This window comes from Caballeronia sp. SEWSISQ10-4 2 (assembly GCF_030464885.1).
Classification (GTDB): domain Bacteria; phylum Pseudomonadota; class Gammaproteobacteria; order Burkholderiales; family Burkholderiaceae; genus Caballeronia.
In genome coordinates this window covers 20392-37281 of the sequence record NZ_JALPRJ010000047.1, presented here as the reverse complement: position 1 = coordinate 37281, position 16890 = coordinate 20392, and the positions used below count along the sequence as shown (strand labels likewise).

The window sequence follows — 16890 nt, the reverse complement described above, 5'->3', positions numbered from 1 at the left end:
CTTTCGGCACAATCGGCTTTTACCCACGCGTGCATGGTGCGTTTTGGATTTTTGCCCGGCATATCGCTTCCCGGAAGCCGAATCGCCAATACTCGCGCCGCCGCTGCACGAAGTCATGGAAGCCGCAATGATCCCGTTTTCAGTTCTCGATTTATCCCCCATTCCCGCCGGATCGACCGCCGCCGACGCCTTCCGCCACTCACGCGAACTGGCCCAGCACGTCGAAAAACTTGGCTACCTGCGCTTCTGGCTAGCCGAGCATCACAACATGACCGGCATTGCCAGCGCTGCGACTTCCGTGGTGATAGGACACGTTGCCGCAGGGACGAGCACGATCCGCGTCGGCTCGGGCGGCGTGATGCTGCCGAATCACGCGCCGCTCGTAATCGCCGAGCAGTTCGGCACGCTCGAGTCGCTGTTTCCTGGACGAATCGATCTGGGCCTCGGCCGCGCGCCCGGCACCGACCAGACGACCGCCCGCGCGCTGCGTCGCGACCTGCAGGGCAGCGCGGATAATTTCCCCGACGACGTCGTGGAATTGCAGCGCTATTTCGCCGATCCGGTGGAAGGCCAGCGCGTACGCGCCGTGCCGGGCGCCGGGCTGAACGTGCCGATCTGGCTGCTCGGCTCGTCCACCTTTAGCGCCCAGCTCGCCGCTGCGCTCGGCCTGCCGTTCGCCTTCGCCTCGCATTTCGCGCCAGACTACCTGCTGAGCGCGCTGCAGGTTTACCGGAGCCAATTCCGGCCGTCGAAACAACTCGAGCGCCCTTACGCGATGGTCGGCGTCAACGTTTTTGCCGCCGACACCTCGGCCGAGGCGGAGTTTCTGTTCACATCGCTACAACAGCAATTTATTAATCTGCGACGTGGCACGCCGGGCCAGTTGCCGCCGCCCGTCGAGCAGATTGCGTGGAACGAAGCGGAACGCGCGGGCGTGGAGCATTCGCTGGCGTGCTCGGTGATCGGCGATCAACGCCAGGTGGAAGCCGGACTTGCCTCGCTGATCGAACAAACCCAGCCGGACGAGTTGATGGTGACTGCGCAAATCTACGATCACGCCGCCCGTCTGCGCTCGTTCGAGATCACTGCGCAAGCCCGCGCGACGCTGGCGGCATAAAGAAGCGGCGTCCCCTCCCGTATGTCAACTGAATGTCAATTGTTAAGCGGCGCGGCGAACACGCATTCAGATGCTGGACGGGTATCGTTTTGACAAGCAATAATGAGGTCGGCGGCTTTGAGATCCGCCGTCCTGCGCCCGCTTCTGGTGCCTTTTTGTGAAGGGCCGTGACGGGTAAGCCGTTCGAAGGGTCTCAACAAGAAAGATGTTGGATATCGCAAGGGAGAAAATGAATGACCAGAAGTCCCGCCACAGGATCCATGACCTTGCTGACGGAGCGCGATGAAGCCACCGGTCAGGAAGTGCGGACGTTGCGCCTCGAACCTGCAGCCGATGGCAAGGCCGTCCTCCTGATCGAGATCGACGAAAGGAAGGCTGGTATTCATCGCGAGGTGCGTTATGAAATCACGCCGGCAGAACTGATTGCAGCGATTCGCGCGCACGGTGCAGAATTGCCGGGCGAGCAACATAATCGGTAAAATGATTTAGGCATACAATAGCGGTATTCGGCGCTATCATTTCCTCGTGGCGCCCGCGGTTGTCTGGACAAATTGTTGAAATTAGCGGCTGCATGCATGGTGCATTTGAAACATGAGCAGCCGCCAGCCGTGCACCGATCTGGTCGGAGCTACAGCCGCTGATGCGGCGGCTTACGCATCTCGCACCGGTCTCAAACACAGTAACCAGTTTGTCGAGCCGCGCTCGCAGAAGCCCGAATATCGGGTGCTGCGGGTTAAAGCGGTAATTTGCGGTATTACACTAATTGACGCGCGTCACTCGGCGCGACACGATTTTAGTCAACCCACACATTCCTCGAGCCGCCCCGGTCCGCGCGGGCAGATGGCTCGCCTTCAAGAAAGTAAAAGCTGAATCAGGACAGCCGTGGACGAAAGAAAGCGAGACAGCATCATTGCCTATTTGCGCAGCCGAATGGCTGAGTTTGGCATTACCGAAACGGCTCTGGCCGAAGCATTGGCCGACGTGCCCGTTTCCGTCACCCCTCCTCCCATGACGAACGGTTCGAGCGCGGCGTCCAAGCGCGCACTGCCGTCCATGCCTCAAATGCCTGAGAATGCCAATGGCGCTACGCCGGTATTCAGAAACGCAAGCGGCGATACGTGGGACGGTGTAGGTGACATGCCAGAGTGGCTCAAGCGCGCTGTGCATGCAGGGCAGGATATCGAGTTTTACCGGGTTTAAAGCCACTCGTCTGGTGGGACCGCTTATGCAAATATCGGCGCCCTGCATGACTTGCGGGCTTTGGGCGTGGGTGCCGGCGCGGCACTCGACTTGGCCGATATCCGGGCATTGCGTGACCATGACGTATCCGCCCTTCCATTTGCGTGCGGCGTGCATGCCAAGCGTACGTAGCGCTCCCTGAAATAAAGAACGCCCCGCAGGGCGTTCTTTGTCACATAGGCAATCACTACGCCGAACGTCGACCGCTTTAGAAATTGAAGTTGTCGATATTCGAAGAATCGAACGTGGTCGGCGGTCCAAGCACGACTTCGCCGCTCTTGCCCACCGTGCGTTTGCCCAGCTTGCCCGCGTCGAAGCTGTCGCCTTCCTTGCCCGTGATCGTGCCCGACGCGAGGTTAGCCGCTGCGTACGCGGCGAGGTAGCCTAGTTGACCCGGATCCCACAACTGGAACGCCTTCACGGTGCCGTTCTTGATGAACGCGCGCATCTGGTTCGGCGTGCCGAGCCCGGTGACCATGACTTTGCCCTTTGCCGGTGACGTCGAGATATAACGCGCCGCCGCTGCAATACCCACGGTCGTGGGAGAAATGATGCCCTTCAGGTTCGGATACGCCTGCAACAAGCCCTGCGTTTCGACGAACGATTTCTGGTCGTCGTCGTTACCGTAGGCAATCTTCACCAGCTTGAGCTTCGAATATTCCGGCTTCTTGAGCTCCTCCTGCATCCACTTGATCCAGGTGTTCTGGTTCGTGGCGTTCGGCGTGGCCGAGAGGATAGCGAACTCGCCCTCGCCGCCCACCAGTTTCGACAATAACTGCACCTGTCCCCTTCCGATCGATTCCGAGTTCGCCTGGTTGACGAAAATCTGCCGGCCGTCGGGCGCGGTATCGGAGTCGAAGGTGACGACTTTTATGCCTTGCGACATGGCTTTCTTCAGGTACGGCACAACCGCGTTCGCATCGTTGGCGGCGATCACAATCGCGTCCTGGCGCTGCGTGATCAGCGTATTGATGTACTGGACCTGCGACGACGCACCCGCATCCGAGGGGCCCACAACCTTCCCCTGACCGCCCATCTCCTTGATGGCCGCCAGCCCGCCGTCATCGGCGATGACTTCGTACGGGTTGTTGATCTGCTTCGGCAAGAACGCTATTTTCAGGTCCTTTTTCAGATCCGCGGCGTTCGCGCTGATCGGAATCACCGCTGCGACGGACACCGCGATCAATGCGGCGCATAACGCCGGACCGCGAATTAACTGGAAGGGTTTGAACATGCTTGTGTCTCCTGATGTCGCGCGCCGCTCCGATTTTTCTGGAGTCTTCACGCTGGTTTTTAAAAAAGCCCAACTTTCACGAAAGCGTCTGCGTCATCAAGCGCTTTTCACGCATGACACGCCAACGTGCAACAAGATTCGGAATCAGCACCGACGACAACAACAAACCACCGGTAACAATGGTCAGCGTCTCGCTCGATACATCCGAGAGCGTCAACGCATTGCGCAACACGCCGATGATCAGCAACGACAGCAGCACGCCGATCATCGATCCGCGTCCACCGAAGATACTCACGCCGCCGAACAGCACGGCCGCGATCACCGACAACTCGAAACCCTCGCCGTTGTCACCGCGTGCGCTGGTGAAGCGCAGCGTATAGACCACGCCCGCAAGCGCGCTCATCGCGCCGGACAGCATGAAAAGCTTGAGTTTCGTGCGCGCCACGTCGATGCCCGAGAACTGCGCGGCAACCGGATTCGCGCCGGTCGCGTAGAGGCTGCGCCCGAACGGCGTGGCCTGCAGCAGCACCGTGAAAATAATCGCGCCGATGATCACAAGCACGAACGGCATCGGCAGGAATGCGGCGATCGTGTCGATACCGAATGCCGTGTAGGACGCGGGAAAGTCAGCGACAGCCTGATCGCCCAGCAGCACGTACGCGAGACCGCGAAACAGCGCGAGCGTGCCGATAGTCACGGCAAGCGAGGGTAGATTGAAGCGCACGATGACGAGGCCGTTGAACAGGCCGGCGAGCGTCCCTGCAACCAACACAATGGCGATCACGAGCGGCATGGGCAAACCCATGTGCCAGAGCACGCCCATCAGCGCACTCGATGCACCAAGCACCGACGCCACCGACAAATCGATCTCGGCCGCGACAATGATCAACGTCATCGGCAAGGCGATCAGCGCGATCTCGGTGAAGTCGGCGAGCATGTTCGAGAGGTTCGCGCTTGAGAGGAACATCGGCGATAAGACGCGTCCGAGGATCACGCCAAGCACAAGCACGACCACGAGCATGGTTTCCCACGAGACATGCCGGCGTTTTGTCAGCGTGAGTGCGGAATCGGGTTTAGCCATGATCGCGTTTCCTCATCATGCGACGCGCGACGGAGCGCGCCAGCAGTGTGTCGAGCGTGATCGCCGCGACGATCAACGCTCCCTGGATGGCCTGCTGCCAGAACGGCGACACGCGCAGGACCACCAGCGCAATGTTGATGACACCGAGCACGAGCGCGCCGAGTGTCGCGCCGAGTATGGTGCCGACGCCACCCGTAATTGCCACGCTGCCCACCACGGCCGCAGCCACCACCTGCAATTCGATACCCTTCGCCGTGCTCGCTTCAACGGTGCCGAAACGGGCCAGCCACAGCACGCCCGCGAGGCCCGCGATCGCGCCCGACAACAGGAAGCCGATCATCACGCGGCGCTCCACGCGAATACCCGCAAGCCGCGCTGCTTCCGGGTTTGAACCAATCGCATAGTGCTCGCGCCCGCCGCGATATTGCTTGAGATAAACGCCAATCGCGACCAGCACCACCACCGCTATCAGCACCAGGTTCGGCAAGCCGAGCAGCGAACCCGTGGCGATACGCGAGAACGCATCGGGAAGGCTGGTCGCGTTGATCTGGCCGCCGTGGACCCAGGCGTAATCGGCGCCGCGCACGATATAGAGCGTCGATAAGGTCGCCACCAGCGAAGGCACGCGCCCGAACGTCACGAGCGTGCCGTTCACTGCGCCGATCACGAGACCAATTGCGATGCCCGCGAGCATCGCGACGACTATCGGCATGTGCGGGAACATCACGAAGAGACTGCCGACCGAATATGCGCTGACGCCGACAACCGACGCCACCGACAGGTCGATATGCCGCATCAGCATCACGACCGTCATGCCGGCGGTGAGCAAGCCGATGATCGACACGTTGAGCAGAACGTCGCGCAGATTCTGCAGATTGAGGAACTCGGGTTTTACCGCAGCGGTGGCCGCAACCAGCGCGATCAGCACGACAAACAACGTCGCCTCGCGGCTGCGAACGAGGTCCGTCAGCAGGTTGCGGCGCTTGGGCTTAGGCGCGTGCACCGCGGGCATCGCAGGAGAATGTCGGGTCATCATGCGGCCTTCCCCAGCGTTGACGGCGATGCACCGAGAGCCGCGCTCATCACGCGCTCTTCGTTTGCATCGGCGCGCGCGATGTCCGCGCTGATGCGGCCTTCGTGCATGACAAGAATGCGATCGGCCATGCCGAGCACTTCGGGCAGCTCGCTGGAAATCATCAGGACCGCCATGCCTTCACGCACCAGTTCCGCGAGCGTTCGATACACCTCCGCCTTGGCGCCGACGTCGATACCGCGCGTCGGTTCGTCGATGATGAGCACCTTAGGCCCTGTGGCAAGCCACTTTCCGAGCACGACCTTCTGCTGATTGCCGCCCGACAGTGTGCCTACGGGCGCATCGAGATCGCTCGCTTTGAGTCGCAGACGGCGGCCCCAGTCGGCGGCAAGCGTGTTTTCGCTGCGTGACGATATCAACCCATGTTTAACGAGGCGTCCGAGCACCGTCATCGACGCATTGCGCGCAATGCTCAGTTCCAGCGCAAGACCTTGCGCACGCCGGTCCTCGGGCACCAGCGCGAGGCCCGCGCGAACTGCCGCTTGCGGCCGGCCGAGTTGCAAAGGCTTGTCCGCGATCCTGACTTCACCCGCATCCACAGGATCAATGCCGAAGATCGCACGCGCCACTTCACTGCGGCCCGCGCCAACGAGCCCCGCCAACGCCACGATCTCGCCCGCGCGGACCTCGAACGAGACGTTCTTGAACACACCATCGCGCGTCAGGCCACGGACTGAAAGACGTACCTCGCCGGGCGCAACATCCGCTTTCGGATAGAAGGTATCGAGATCGCGCCCGACCATCTTGCTCACGATCGAATCGATGGTCATGTCAGCGGTCATTGCGTCGAAGACCTTCAGGCCATCGCGCATGATCGTCAAACGTTGCGTCAGCGCGAACACTTCGTCCAGCCGGTGCGTGATGAAGAGAATGGCGGCATTGCGTTCACGCAATGAGCGCACGATCGCGAACAGGCGTTCGACTTCGGTCAGCGACAACGCCGCCGTCGGCTCATCCATGATCAGCACGTTCGCGTTCAGCGACAGCGCTTTGGCAATCTCGACCACTTGCTGATCCGCGATGGACAAGCCGCGCACCAGGCGCTCCGCGCGCAAATTGACACCCAGCGACTGCAGCAGCGTATCCACTTCGCGATTCATTTCGTCGTAGCGAATCCGGCCTAGCCGATCGCGCGGCTGACGTCCCATGTAGATGTTTTCCGCGATGGACAGATCCGCGAACAACGTGGGTTCCTGATAGATCACGGCGAGCCCGGCGTCGCGTGCCTCAGCAGGATTCGCAAATCTGCGAGCCCGTCCATCGACGAGCAATTCGCCCGAGTCCGGTTGATAGACACCCGCAAGCAGCTTGACCAGAGTCGACTTGCCCGCGCCGTTTTCGCCTAGCAACGCATGCACTTCACCCGGCCACAACGCGAGGCTGCCGTCACCGAGCGCACGCACGCGGCCGAACGATTTGCTCGCGTGCCTTAGCTCCAGCCGAGGCGGATTGTTAATGCCCATTCCTGTCTCCTTCAGATGCGATAGATCCGCTCTGCGTTGCTTATGAAAAGCGCATCTTTTTCTGTACCGCTCAAGTCTTCTACGATGGACGCGTACGCGTTCCACAATCCTTCATAGGTCGCGAACAACCGGTCGACCGGAAAGTTCGATGCAAACATGGCGCGGTCGCAGCCGAACGCATCGATGGTCTCCAGCACATACGGACGAAAGCTTTCAACGCTCCACTGGTGATCGAACATGGCAAGGCCGCTGATCTTCACCGCCACATTCGGACACGCAGCGAGTGCTCGCAAACCGTCGCGCCATGCACGAAAACCCTCGACCGACGAACGGTCCACAAACATCCCCGCATGATTCACGATGAACTGCGTGTCGGGATGCTCCTGTGCAAGTGCAACCGCCTCACTCATCTGCGACGGGTAAAGTTGAAGATCGAACGAGAGCGAATACTTCTTCAGCAACGCAAAGTTCTTGCGCCATTGCGGTTCACGCATGTAGTGCCGGCCCACGTAGTCATAGAGCGGATTGGCATGCACATTGAGGATTTGCCGGATGCCTCGCGTGTTGGCGAACGCAGCATGCCCTTCAAGCACTTCATGCACCTTTTCCGCCGATGCCGATAAATCCGCGCCCGCCACGATCGCATTCGGCATACCGTGGCCTTCGTTATCGGCGACATGTTGCAGCCAGCGAGTTTCTTCCACCGGATCCGCGGGATCGTGATTGGCGTCCACATGCACGAGCTTCAACACCTGCACCGGCTCGGCATCGCGCAGCAAATCAGTGATCAGATAGTCATGTTTCAGATCGCGTGCATCGCCGACAAACGACGTACCCGGGTTCGCCAGCCACGGATAGTGATGCGTCTTCAAATCCCAAAGATGAATGTGCGGATCGACAACCTGCATGGATATGTCCTCGTGCCGCTAAAACTCGCGAAAAGCGCGTCAGGGAAGATGGAAAACCGGCGCGAGCGCGTATTGCATCGGTGAGCGGTCAGGGTTCGTTTCCATCAGGTCGGCCATGCTGTCCCACCATTTGCGCATGATGGGCAGATCGGGCAAGGCGTCCATGGTGTGGTTGCGCTCACGCTTGAGCGTGGCGAACAGGTGCCCGCTGGTTTCGTCGAGGAAAATCCAGTAATCGCGAATCCCGGCCTTGCGTAACGCCTCGGCCAGCTCAGGCCAGAGATCGCGATGACGCCGCTCGTATTCATCGCGCTGGCCCGGTTTAAGGGTCATCCTGAACGCAATCGTCTCCATTGCGGCTTGCCTTTTATAGGTGTTGAAACCGGTTGAGTCATAGTCTGACTTGCGGCTTTTGCGCTACGACTATAGTTCGTCTACTGATAACATGACAATCCGAAGTGAGGATCAGCCGATCGCAAAACCGAATCGCTTAGTGGACACAAGAGGACGCCCGATGAACCAGAACGTCTCCCAGATTGCCCTCGTCAACCGCCTGAAATTCAAGCATCTGGCGCTGCTTGTCGCCCTCGACGACGCCCGCAACCTGCACCAGGCCGCCGAGACCATCAATGTCGCGCAGCCCAGCGCCAGCCGGATGCTCAGCGACATAGAGGAAGCGTTCGGCTTCCTGCTGTTCGAGCGCAACGCGCGCGGCATGCAGCCCACGCCGCTCGGCGTCGCCACGCTCGCCTATGCGCGGCGGTCGCTGGCCGACCTGACCCGCTTCGCCGCCGATCTCGAAAGCAAGCGGCGCGGCGGTCATGGCCAACTGACCGTCGGCGCGATCATGGGCGCCGCGCCCGATGTGCTCGCCATGGCCATCGCCGAACTCAAAAGCGAGCGGCCATTGCTCAACGTGCGCATTCTTGGCGAGACCAGCGACCAGGTAGTGCAATTGCTGCATCGCCGGGAAGTGGATCTCGCGCTCGGCCGTCTCACCACGCCGCTCCAGCACAACGACTTCGACTTCGAACCGCTTTCGCGCGAGGCCATGCGGCTGGTCGTGCGCGCTGCGCATCCGCTCGCCCATGAAACCTCGCTCTCACTCGACGCGCTGATCTCCTGGCCCTGGATCCTGCAACCGATCACCAGCCCGGCGCGCGCGTTGTTCGAAGACGAGCTCGCTCGGGCAGGACTCGCTTCGCCGTCCAACGTGGTCGAATGCGCGTCGATCTTCGCCACGCTTCAGCTTCTTCAAAACAGCGACGCGGTCGCCATGCTGCCGGAATCCGTCGTGCGCGATTATCTGCGCGCGCAATTGCTGATCGAACTGCCCATCGAGATCGGCAAAAGCCTCTCGGGTTTCGGCTTGCTGCGGCGCAAACATGAAACGCTCAGCGAACCCGCCGAATACTGCATCGCGTTGCTGCGCAAATACTCGGCCGGCTCATTCACTGAAGGTTGACGAACAGGCCGCCATCCACCAGGAGCGACGCGCCCGTCACATATCGCGCCCGATCCGATGCAAGGAACGTCACGCACTGCGCGACGTCGTCGGGTTCGCCCAGGCGTCCCAGCGGAATGCGTTTTTCGAAGTACGCGCGCTTTTCGGTGTCGGCGAGATCTTCCGCGTTCAGGTCCGTCGCGATGGTGCCAGGCATCACCGAATTGCAACGGATGCCGTAAGGTCCCAGAGCGATCGCGCACGACTGCATCAGCGAATGAACGCCCGCTTTGGTCGGCGTGTAATGCGTCTGCATGGCGCCGCCGACGAGTGCGCTGATCGAACTCGTCGCGACAATCGCACCGCCGGTTCCCTGCGATTTCATCTGGTTCGCGACGGCCTGGGTCACATAAAACGCGCCGTTCAGATTCACGCCGACGGTGGCTTCGTACACCGACGCCGGCATGTCGAGAAATGTATGGAATGGACAGATGCCGGCATTGCTGGCGAGGACATCGACATGACCGAACGCGTCGACAGCCTGCTTCACGAGTTCCAGTCCCGTCTCGCGCTGCGCCACGTTTCCTTCGACGGCGATCACGCGCCGGCCGAGTGTTTCTATCTCGCCAACCACTTCCTGCACCGCCGACAAGCGTCCATACGAGCGGTCGTTGTCGCCCCAATAGTTGAGCACGACGTCCGCACCTTCCTTCGCACAAGCCACGGCAATCGCGCGGCCAATGCCTCGCGATCCGCCGGTGACGATCACCACTTTGTTGTCGAGCAGCACGATAAACCTCAATGTTTCAGTGTGTATAGGGACGCACAAGGGTGCATTCAGGATTGAGCCGCACGCCGAAGCCCGGCGTCTCGGGCACCTTCATTCGTCCGTTCACCGGCACGGGTTCGTCGAGCAGCAGCGGGTTGAACATCGGCACGACTTCGTCGGCTTTCGGCGCCATCATCAGGAATTCCGCGAACGGCGAGTTGTGCCGTGTCACCACAAAGTGATAGCTATAAACCGATGAACCATGTGGCACGACGAGCACGTTATGGGCGTCGGCGAGCGCGGATATCTTGATCAGTTCCGTGATGCCGCCGCACCAGCCCACATCCGGCTGGACCAGATCAGCGCAGCCCATTTCGAACAGCATGCGGAAACCCCAGCGCGTGGCTTCATGTTCGCCGGTCGTCACCATCATGCCGCGCGGCACCGAGCGTCGCAGTTCGGCGTAACCCCAATAGTCATCGGGCGGCAACGCCTCTTCAAGCCACTTCAGACCATGCTCCTTCGCCGCATGCGCGAGACGCGTTGCGTAGTTCAGGTCGAGGCTCATCCAGCAGTCGAACATTAGCCAGAAATCGTCGCCTACCTTGGCGCGCATATCGGCGAGCTTCGCGATGTTCTTCGCGAGCCCTTCCTCGCCTTCAGCCGGTCCGTGCTGCAACGGCATCTTGCCACCGATAAAACCCATCTCCTTCGCCAGATCGGGGCGTGCACCGGTCGCGTAGAACTGCAGCTCGTCGCGTACAGGGCCGCCTAACAGATGGAACACCGGCTCTTTACGAACCTTTGCGAGCAGGTCCCATAGCGCAAGATCGACGCCCGAAATCGCATTCAGCACGATACCTTTGCGCCCGTAATAGAGCGTGGCGAAATACATCTGGTCCCACATCTTCTCGATGTCGGTCACACGCTGCCCTTCGAGAAACCGCGCCAGATGTTTCTCCACTATAAAAGCGCCAATCTCGCCGCCCGTGGTCACCGCGAAGCCGACCGTCCCGTCACTCGCTTCAATTTCAACGACGAGCGAACCGAGGACATTGATGCCGAACGACTGGCGGCTTTGCCGATACTCAGGGTAACGCGCCATTGGCGTGGAGATATGGTCGTCGATCCAGTGATCGGCGCCCTGGTCGTGATAATCGGCACCGCCGCCGCGAACGGTGAACGCACGAACGTGACGAATGGTGGGCATGGACATGATCGGACTCCGTAATGGTTCTGGTGGTTCTAATGTTCAGGACGTTTTGGCGCGCTCGCCATGCGTATAAGCGGATATCCGCTCAGGCCGCACGAACATGATGATTGCGATCGCGGCGAGCGCGGCAACGAGTCCGAGCAACACAAGGCCGGCACTCGTCGATGCATAGAAACGCTCCGCGCTCGTGCGCACCATCGGCGCCACGAAACCGCCGAGACTGCCCAGCGAATTGATCAGTGCGATGGCTCCGGCCGCGGCTGCACCGGTGAGGTATTGGGTGGGAAAGGTCCAGAACAGCGGTTGCGCTGCGATCAGACCGCTAGCCGCGAAGCACAGCGCGATCAGCGAGACGATCGGTTGACCCGCGAGCCCTGACACCGCGATCCCCCCGCCGGCTACGACCAGCATCGCCACGGCGAGCCATCGATGCTGACCAAAACGATCCGCATAACGCGGCACCGTCCATGTGACAAGCACCGCGCATAACCAAGGGATGGCCGTGACGAAACCGACCTTCACACCCACGTTTTCCCCAAGCAAGGCAGCCACTTGCTGCGGCAAATAAAAGATCACGCCGTACACGGACATCTGGATCAGGAAATACACCGCCGACAAGATCAGCACACGCGGATCGATCAACACGGCCAGCACGCCACGCGGTCCATGCGCCGACGCAACGTGTGCGTCCTGAGCCAGCCGCGAGAGCAGCAGGTCACGTTGTGTGGCATCGAGCCAGCGTGCTTTGGAGGGGTCATTGTCGAGATACCAGAACGCCCATACGCCGACTACGGAAGCGAAACAACCTTCCAGCAGGAAGAGCCATTGCCAGCCCGCGAAACCGAGCGCGCCATGCAGGTCGAGCAACGCGCCGGACAGCGGACTGCCGAAGATGAACGCTAGTGGCGCGCCGAAATAGAACACACCCAGCGCTCTCGCCCGCGCCGATTGTGGAAACCATCGCGTAAGGTAATAGACGATGCCGGGAAAGAACCCTGCTTCGGCCACGCCGAGTGCGAAGCGCAACGCGTAGAACGTGGTGGCCGTGTGCGCGAACGCCATCGCCGCCGATACGAGCCCCCACGTCACCATGATCCGGCACATCCAGAGCTTCGCACCCACGCGATGCAGCAGCAAGTTGCTCGGCACTTCGAAGAGCGCATAGCCCACGAAAAATACGCCCGCGCCGAACGCAAAAGCGGCATTCGACAAGCCCGTATCGTGCTGTAACGCTTTCTGAGCAAAGCCAATATTGGCTCGGTCGAGAAATGCCAGCATGTACATCAACAGCAGGAACGGCAGCAGACGACGCATCACTCGAGCGGTGACGGTGTCCTCCGCAGTAGCGTGATCGCTCATGCGTGTCTCCGGATATTCTTATGTCGCGGGTGTGACCCGCGGAATCGTTTCAGCAGGCAGCTTCAGTACGTCGCGCGGCCACCGGACAGATCGAACACGGATGCCGTGCTGAACGCGCAATCTTCCGAGCTGAGCCACAGGATCAGCGACGCTGCTTCTTCCGGCAGAAGGAAGCGGTTCATCGGAATCTTGGAGAGCATGTAGTCAATATGCTGCTGCGACATGGAATCGAAAATCTCGGTCTTCGCTGCAGCCGGCGTCACTGCATTGACCAAGATGCCACGCGTCGCGAGCTCCTTGCCCAATGACTTCGTGAGGCCGATCAGGCCGGCTTTCGAGGCGCTATAGTGCGACGCATTCGGATTGCCTTCCTTGCCCGCCACCGAAGCAATATTCACGATCCGTCCGTAACCTTCCTTCAGCATATGCGGCACCACGGCACGGCACGTAAGATATGGCCCGATCAGGTTCACGTCGATCACGCGGCGCCATACGTCCGGCGCCAGTTCCCAGGTCGTGCCGTTGCCGCCGGTGATACCCGCACAGTTGATCAGCACGTCAATCTTTCGATGAGCTTCCAGCGCCGAGCGCACCGCCTGTTCAACCGACGCTTCCTCGGTCAGCTCGACTACGGCGACGCTGACCTTGCCAGCCTTCGCGAGTTCGCCGCGCGCGCGCTCGAGGCGTTCTGCATCGATGTCCCAAAGCGCGACTTCAGCCCCTGACGCCAGCGCTCGTTGCGCAACCGCATAACCAATGCCGCGCGCGCCGCCGGTGATCACCACGGTCCGTCCGGCCAGATCGATCTGGTTCATCGTGTCTCCTTGTCTTTTAGGATGATTGTTGATTCGGCGCCTGCTTAATGCCGCTAATGAACGAACTATAGGGGCGCTCTCATAGCAAAACAATCCGACTATTCGATGGTCCGATAGCAAAAGTGGATCGGAAGTCCCTAGAGGGACTACTCGGGTTCGGGTATAGCCGGGTGACGGCTGACAACGTTAAGCGGCAAGCTGGGTGAATCGGTCGTTCTTGCCACATTGCCCCTTTCAGGCACATGGCTTGCTCCAACCGGTAAGCGCATTGATTCAGGGGGACCATGGAAATCACATCACGAATGATGCCTCCCGGAAGTATCGTCACCACCATGCTGGTAACCCGCTACGCGGATTTCACCCGACGGAGAACGCTATGGAACCTGTTTCACACGGAATCATTTTCTGGCTGATCATTGGCGGAATTGCCGGCGCGCTCGCTGGCCGGATTGTCGATGGCGGCGGCTTTGGCATCATTGTTGACATCATCGTGGGCATTGTCGGCGCGTTCATCGGTGGATGGCTGGGTGGCGTTCTCGGCATCCATCTAGGCGGCGGCATCATTGGTTCGCTGATTACCGCGCTGATCGGCGCCGTGATCCTGCTAGTCATTCTGCGGCTCTTTAGCCGCGGGCGCGCCGGGCCAACGGTCTGATCGTACCGGGCGACGGTACGCCGCAATTCGCCTGACCAAAATCCTGCGCAAGGCAAGCCTTGCGCGGGATTTTTCTTTAGCGGGTTCTAAATTTTCACCAATGTAAGGGATCCTGATTAGCCCTAAGCTTCAACACCAATAGTTCAGAAACTCGCGATCTGTCATGCTCGATACGCATATTTCCCTAAGCCTTTCCAAGGCAACGCCAAGTCTGTCTTGACGCCGGGCTGGTACATTCCAGTGTCGAAGCGAAATCTGAAAACAGAATGATCGAATCGAGATTCATGCTAGTTTTTACGCCCTTCATTCCTTCATTAACTGCGCCAAACTCTCATTCGATATGCATCGGAAGAAAAATACCGAACGGACTCATGCTTTGCTAAAAGGTCGTACGCCGCTTATCGCGCGCGTAGTTGCAGTGTTGGCCGCGTTGCTCGCGACTGCCGCGTTTTCTGCTCCTGCAGCGGCCGACACGCCGTCGCTCACGGGCAAGCGTATTGGCATATCCGTCGCCGGCACGGAGCATTACTGGGACCAGAGGGCCTATCAGGGACAAATAGATGAAGTGAAGCGGCTGGGTGGAATTGCAATCGCGCTGGACGGCGGCCGGAAAGATAGTCAGCAGATCGCGCAACTCCAGACGCTGATCGCGCAAAAGCCTGATGCCATCATTGAACAGCTTGGCACGGCGTCGGTGCTCGAACCGTGGCTCCAGAAGATCCGCGAAGCAGGCATCCCGCTTTTCACCGTCGATACCACCAGCCCATCGAGCATCAACGTAACGACTTCCGATAACTTCTACATCGGCGAGCAACTAGCGTTGAAGCTCGTGAACGATCTGCATGGCGAAGGCAATATCCTTGTCTTCAACGGCTTCTACGGCGTGCCGGTCATCGCGATCCGCTACGACCTGTTGCGTGCGGTGCTGAAGTGGTATCCAAAGATCAAGATCATTCAGCCCGAGTTGCGCGACGTCATTCCGAACACCGTGCAGGATGCTTACTCGCAGGTCAGCAAGTTGCTCGACAAGTATCCCAAGGGCACCGTGCAGGCCATCTGGGCCGCGTGGGACGTGCCGCAGATCGGCGCGACGCAAGCGGTCGACGCCGCACATCGTTCCGAGATCAAAACCTACGCAGTCGATGGCAGCCCGGACTTCGTAGCACTCGTCAAGAACCCGCAATCCAGCGCCGCGGCGGTGGTCGCACAGCAGCCCTACCTGATTGGAAAGACCGCTGTGGACAATGCCGCACGCTATCTGGCGGGCGATCGAACGTTGCCGCCGGCCACTTACGTACCGTCGATTCTCGTCAGCAAGGACAACGCAACGGAAGCGCAGAAGACACTGGGCCAGGCCGGCACCAAGTAAGCGACCGCCGCTCTAGTCACGAACCTCGGGAATCCACCCTGCCTTAGCCACATCCGCCCGTCGAAAATCCACAAACTTCGACTCAAGATCCGCAATCGTGCGGATATCGTTCTTGACCAGGTCATTGCGCGTGATCAATGCGGGTTTGATTTCAATCCGATGCCCCGGGTCCTGGCCCGCCACGAGCAACGCCGCCGCTCGCACCGAAACCGCACCCACCACCGCCGGATTGGTCGCAGCTGTCGCGACCCACGGACTTCCCGGTGCCCGGATCGCCTCGATATCCGCCGTCGATATGTCGGCGCTGTAGATCCGCACCTTCGAAGCAATGCCCGCCTCGTCCGCGGCAAGCTTCGCGCCTCGAGCGAACTCGTCGTATGGAGCGAAGACCACGCGCACGTCAGGATGCGCCCGATACGCCGCAGCAGCCTGGTTCGCCACCGACTGCGCAATCGGATTGTCCACGGTACCAAACCGCGCCGCTTCCGTAATCTTCGGATGCGCGGTCTTGAAAGCCTTCCAGACCGCGTCGCGCCGGTCCAGCGGAGCAAACCCGGGCACATAGACATACGCGGCCGCGAACGCATCGCCGTTATCTTTAACCGCCTGATCGAGCAATAACGTCGCAAGATCATGGTCACTCTGCTCGATCTGCGGAATCCTCGGATTGCCAAGATCGACGTCAAAAGCCACCACCTTGATGCCTTTATCCAGTGCTGCCTGCACTACGTCTTTCAAGGACTCCGGCAAACCATGATTCACAATGATCGCCGACACGCCAAGATTGATCGCCTGCTGGATCTGGTCACGTTGCTGAGCCGCATCTTGACGGCCCTCGTAAATACGCAAGTCGACACCCAGCGCCTTAGCCTGCTTTTGCGCGCCCGCCTCGTAAGCCTGAAAAAAATCGCCAGTAGAAAGATAGTTGACCAGTGCGATCTTGACGCCGCCCTTATTGAACGGTGCGGGCGCATTGGGCAAGCCGCCTGCCGCGTAAGCGGTGATGCTGCCGGCAAGCAATGCAGCGATAAATACGCGGCCGATGGGTTTAAACATATAGGGTAGTTTCCGTGGAGTGAGAGTATCGAAGCGACATGGCGCGCCACGACTTGGCTGGATATGCGCAGCCGC

General features: G+C 60.1%; 17 protein-coding genes. 6 read left to right on the top strand and 11 right to left on the bottom strand.

Annotation, left to right across the window (positions count from 1 at the left end; all coding sequences use genetic code 11):
* The first annotated feature begins 127 nt into the window (after positions 1 to 127).
* The 3 genes from M0D69_RS27810 (at position 128) to M0D69_RS27800 (ending at position 2317) form a co-directional block, all read left to right on the top strand.
* A complete protein-coding gene (locus M0D69_RS27810; protein WP_301785074.1) occupies positions 128 to 1117 on the top strand; it encodes an LLM class flavin-dependent oxidoreductase in 990 nt (329 codons plus the stop codon).
* Between the two features lie 233 nt (positions 1118 to 1350).
* A complete protein-coding gene (locus M0D69_RS27805) occupies positions 1351 to 1596 on the top strand; it encodes a hypothetical protein (protein WP_047846771.1) in 246 nt (81 codons plus the stop codon).
* A 403-nt stretch (positions 1597 to 1999) separates the two neighbouring features.
* Complete coding sequence (locus M0D69_RS27800; RefSeq protein WP_301785073.1) at positions 2000 to 2317, top strand: H-NS family nucleoid-associated regulatory protein; 318 nt, start codon at positions 2000 to 2002, stop codon at positions 2315 to 2317.
* A 247-nt stretch (positions 2318 to 2564) separates the two neighbouring features.
* Here the strand turns inward: M0D69_RS27800 and rhaS are convergent, their stop codons facing one another.
* The 6 genes from rhaS to rhaM form a co-directional block, all read right to left on the bottom strand.
* Positions 2565 to 3590 (bottom strand): rhamnose ABC transporter substrate-binding protein, encoded by a 1026-nt coding sequence (gene rhaS, locus M0D69_RS27795; protein WP_301785072.1) that lies wholly within the window; start codon positions 3588 to 3590, stop codon positions 2565 to 2567.
* Positions 3591 to 3666: 76 nt separating this feature from the next.
* On the bottom strand, positions 3667 to 4671 hold the full coding sequence (locus M0D69_RS27790) for an ABC transporter permease (protein WP_301785071.1): 1005 nt from the start codon (positions 4669 to 4671) through the stop codon (positions 3667 to 3669).
* Complete coding sequence (locus tag M0D69_RS27785; RefSeq protein ID WP_301785103.1) at positions 4664 to 5683, bottom strand: ABC transporter permease; 1020 nt, start codon at positions 5681 to 5683, stop codon at positions 4664 to 4666. Before M0D69_RS27785 ends, M0D69_RS27790 begins: the two co-directional genes overlap by 8 nt.
* Positions 5684 to 5703: 20 nt before the next feature.
* The gene (locus M0D69_RS27780; protein ID WP_301785070.1) at positions 5704 to 7227 is read right to left on the bottom strand and encodes a sugar ABC transporter ATP-binding protein; all 1524 of its coding nucleotides are present in this window, start codon (positions 7225 to 7227) and stop codon (positions 5704 to 5706) included.
* Between the two features lie 11 nt (positions 7228 to 7238).
* On the bottom strand, positions 7239 to 8135 hold the full coding sequence (locus M0D69_RS27775; protein WP_301785069.1) for an amidohydrolase: 897 nt from the start codon (positions 8133 to 8135) through the stop codon (positions 7239 to 7241).
* A 39-nt stretch (positions 8136 to 8174) separates the two neighbouring features.
* On the bottom strand, positions 8175 to 8489 hold the full coding sequence (rhaM, locus tag M0D69_RS27770) for an L-rhamnose mutarotase (protein WP_301785068.1): 315 nt from the start codon (positions 8487 to 8489) through the stop codon (positions 8175 to 8177).
* A gap of 160 nt (positions 8490 to 8649) precedes the next feature.
* On the opposite strand from rhaM, the gene M0D69_RS27765 reads away from it, so the two are divergent.
* Positions 8650 to 9600 carry a LysR family transcriptional regulator gene (locus tag M0D69_RS27765; protein WP_301785067.1) on the top strand — a complete coding sequence of 317 codons (951 nt, stop codon included), beginning with the start codon at positions 8650 to 8652 and terminating at the stop codon, positions 9598 to 9600.
* Here M0D69_RS27765 and M0D69_RS27760 read toward each other — a convergent pair.
* The 4 genes from M0D69_RS27760 to M0D69_RS27745 all read right to left on the bottom strand — a co-directional run bounded on the left by M0D69_RS27760 (position 9587) and on the right by M0D69_RS27745 (position 13735).
* Positions 9587 to 10369 (bottom strand): SDR family NAD(P)-dependent oxidoreductase, encoded by a 783-nt coding sequence (locus M0D69_RS27760; protein WP_301785066.1) that lies wholly within the window; start codon positions 10367 to 10369, stop codon positions 9587 to 9589. The two genes, M0D69_RS27765 and M0D69_RS27760, sit on opposite strands and share 14 nt — an antisense overlap.
* Positions 10370 to 10385: 16 nt before the next feature.
* Positions 10386 to 11564, bottom strand: coding sequence for an L-rhamnonate dehydratase (rhmD, locus tag M0D69_RS27755; protein WP_047846780.1), 1179 nt, complete (start codon positions 11562 to 11564; stop codon positions 10386 to 10388).
* Positions 11565 to 11600: 36 nt separating this feature from the next.
* On the bottom strand, positions 11601 to 12920 hold the full coding sequence (locus M0D69_RS27750) for an MFS transporter (protein ID WP_301785065.1): 1320 nt from the start codon (positions 12918 to 12920) through the stop codon (positions 11601 to 11603).
* 62 nt (positions 12921 to 12982) lie between these two features.
* On the bottom strand, positions 12983 to 13735 hold the full coding sequence (locus M0D69_RS27745; RefSeq protein WP_301785064.1) for an SDR family NAD(P)-dependent oxidoreductase: 753 nt from the start codon (positions 13733 to 13735) through the stop codon (positions 12983 to 12985).
* Between the two features lie 376 nt (positions 13736 to 14111).
* Between M0D69_RS27745 and M0D69_RS27740 the strand changes: the two genes are divergently transcribed.
* Together M0D69_RS27740 and M0D69_RS27735 are read left to right on the top strand one after the other, a co-directional pair.
* Positions 14112 to 14390: a GlsB/YeaQ/YmgE family stress response membrane protein gene (locus M0D69_RS27740; RefSeq protein ID WP_047846783.1), complete on the top strand. Its 279-nt coding sequence runs from the start codon at positions 14112 to 14114 to the stop codon at positions 14388 to 14390.
* Between the two features lie 421 nt (positions 14391 to 14811).
* Positions 14812 to 15759, top strand: a complete 948-nt coding sequence (locus tag M0D69_RS27735; protein ID WP_301785102.1) for a sugar ABC transporter substrate-binding protein — start codon at positions 14812 to 14814, stop codon at positions 15757 to 15759.
* A gap of 12 nt (positions 15760 to 15771) precedes the next feature.
* On the opposite strand, the gene M0D69_RS27730 is transcribed toward M0D69_RS27735, so the two are convergent.
* Positions 15772 to 16815 (bottom strand): substrate-binding domain-containing protein, encoded by a 1044-nt coding sequence (locus M0D69_RS27730; RefSeq protein WP_301785063.1) that lies wholly within the window; start codon positions 16813 to 16815, stop codon positions 15772 to 15774.
* Positions 16816 to 16890: the final 75 nt, after the last annotated feature.

Coding starts and splice junctions, on each gene's coding strand:
- M0D69_RS27810 (WP_301785074.1), top strand. CDS start 128: ATGATCCCGTTTTCAGTTCTCGATTTATCCCCCATTCCCGCCGGATCG.
- M0D69_RS27805 (WP_047846771.1), top strand. CDS start 1,351: ATGACCAGAAGTCCCGCCACAGGATCCATGACCTTGCTGACGGAGCGC.
- rhaS (WP_301785072.1), bottom strand. CDS start 3,590: ATGTTCAAACCCTTCCAGTTAATTCGCGGTCCGGCGTTATGCGCCGCA.
- M0D69_RS27790 (WP_301785071.1), bottom strand. CDS start 4,671: ATGGCTAAACCCGATTCCGCACTCACGCTGACAAAACGCCGGCATGTC.
- M0D69_RS27785 (WP_301785103.1), bottom strand. CDS start 5,683: ATGCCCGCGGTGCACGCGCCTAAGCCCAAGCGCCGCAACCTGCTGACG.
- M0D69_RS27780 (WP_301785070.1), bottom strand. CDS start 7,227: ATGGGCATTAACAATCCGCCTCGGCTGGAGCTAAGGCACGCGAGCAAA.
- M0D69_RS27775 (WP_301785069.1), bottom strand. CDS start 8,135: ATGCAGGTTGTCGATCCGCACATTCATCTTTGGGATTTGAAGACGCAT.
- rhaM (WP_301785068.1), bottom strand. CDS start 8,489: ATGGAGACGATTGCGTTCAGGATGACCCTTAAACCGGGCCAGCGCGAT.
- M0D69_RS27765 (WP_301785067.1), top strand. CDS start 8,650: ATGAACCAGAACGTCTCCCAGATTGCCCTCGTCAACCGCCTGAAATTC.
- rhmD (WP_047846780.1), bottom strand. CDS start 11,564: ATGTCCATGCCCACCATTCGTCACGTTCGTGCGTTCACCGTTCGCGGC.
- M0D69_RS27750 (WP_301785065.1), bottom strand. CDS start 12,920: ATGAGCGATCACGCTACTGCGGAGGACACCGTCACCGCTCGAGTGATG.
- M0D69_RS27745 (WP_301785064.1), bottom strand. CDS start 13,735: ATGAACCAGATCGATCTGGCCGGACGGACCGTGGTGATCACCGGCGGC.
- M0D69_RS27740 (WP_047846783.1), top strand. CDS start 14,112: ATGGAACCTGTTTCACACGGAATCATTTTCTGGCTGATCATTGGCGGA.
- M0D69_RS27730 (WP_301785063.1), bottom strand. CDS start 16,815: ATGTTTAAACCCATCGGCCGCGTATTTATCGCTGCATTGCTTGCCGGC.